Annotated in this window: 2 protein-coding genes; both read left to right on the forward strand. The window is 65.3% G+C overall.

All coding sequences use genetic code 11. The annotated features are described in order from the left end of the window. Positions 1 to 722: TraG/VirB4 family ATPase (locus tag DXK50_RS25615; protein WP_212632143.1), on the forward strand; the 722-nt coding region annotated here is incomplete at its 5' end. After that, on the forward strand, positions 719 to 1453 hold the full coding sequence (trbJ, locus tag DXK50_RS25620) for a P-type conjugative transfer protein TrbJ (RefSeq protein ID WP_212632144.1): 735 nt from the start codon (positions 719 to 721) through the stop codon (positions 1451 to 1453). The genes DXK50_RS25615 and trbJ, both read left to right, overlap by 4 nt. Positions 1454 to 1506: the final 53 nt, after the last annotated feature.

Raw genomic sequence — 1506 nt, forward strand, 5'->3', positions numbered from 1 at the left:
CCCTGCGCCAGGCACTTCAGCCCTACGTGCTGGGCGGTGCTCATGGCGCATTGCTGGATGCCGATCAGGATCGTCTGGGCAGCGCCGATGTGCAGTGCTTCGAGATGGAGGAACTGATGCACAGCAAGGCGGCGGTGGCCGCCGTACTGAGCTACCTGTTCGCCCGTTTCGAGGAGCGCTTTGACGGCGCGCCGACCCTGCTGATCCTCGACGAGGCGTGGCTGTTCCTCGACGACCCGCTGTTCGCCGCACGCATCCGCCAGTGGCTCAAGACCCTGCGCAAGAAGAACGTCAGCGTCATCTTCGCCACCCAGTCGCTGGCCGACATCAAGGACTCCAGCATCGCTGCGGCAATCATCGAGAGCTGCGCCAGTCGCATCTTCCTGCCCAACCCGCAGGCGGGCGAGCCACAGATCCGAGGCATCTACCAAGGCTTCGGCCTCAACGACCGACAGATCGAGATCGTCGCCCAGGCCACGCCCAAGCGTGATTACTACTACCAGTCGCGCCTGGGCAACCGCCTGTTCGACCTCGACCTGGGGCCGGTGGCGCTGGCCTTCGCCGCCTCGGCCAGCCCGGCCGAGCAGCGCGAGATCGATCGAATCCAACAGTCGTCCGGCGCAGCCGGTTTCGCCCCTGCCTGGTTGCGTCACCGTGGCCTGGACTGGGCCGCCGACCTGCTCACCGCTTATCCCTCGTCACGCAAGGAGTGCCTGCCATGAGATCCCCTGCCCACCGCTTTCCCGGCGCAACGCTGCTGGTGCTGGGTCTATTGGCCGTGAAGCCGGCCAGCGCTTTCACCGTAATCGATCCGACCAACTTGGTGCAGAACACCCTGACTGCGTTGCGCACCCTGGAGATGGCGAACAACCAGGTTCGCCAGTTGCAGAACGAGACCCAGATGCTGCTGAACCAGGCCCGTCACCTGCAGCGCCTGGACTACAACGTAGTCAGCCAGTTGCGCGCGAGCTTAGCCAATACTGAGCGGCTGCTGGCCGAGGCGCGAGGGCTGGCCTACGAAGTACAGCGCCTGGATCAGGAGTTCAGCCGACTTTACCCGAGCGAGTACACCGGCGACGTCAGCAGCCAGCGCCTTGCAGAAGAAGCACGGGAGCGCTGGCAGCAGGGCCTCGACGGGCTGCATACGGCGCTGCGCGTGCAGGCTCAGGTGACACAGAGCCTGGCCGAGGATGAAAGCGCCTTGGCCGCTCTGGTTCAGAAGAGCCAGTCCGCGGGTGGTGCATTGCAGGCTGCCCAGGCCACCAACCAACTGCTGGCCCTGCAGGCCAAGCAGTCGATCCAGGCGCAGCAGTTGCAGATCACCCAGAACCGGGCCATCGCCCTGGAGCTGGCACGTCAAGCTGCCGCTGCCGAGGAGGCTCGAGAGCGTCGGCGGCGCTTTATGGGCAACGGCACCCCCTACACCCCCTACCCCGTGCAGTTCTATCGGTAGGGAGGCGACTCCATGAGATTCCTGGCACTGCTGCCGCTGCTGGTGCTGGTCGC

Source organism: Pseudomonas sp. KB-10 (assembly GCF_018221585.1).
Classification (GTDB): domain Bacteria; phylum Pseudomonadota; class Gammaproteobacteria; order Pseudomonadales; family Pseudomonadaceae; genus Aquipseudomonas; species Aquipseudomonas yangonensis.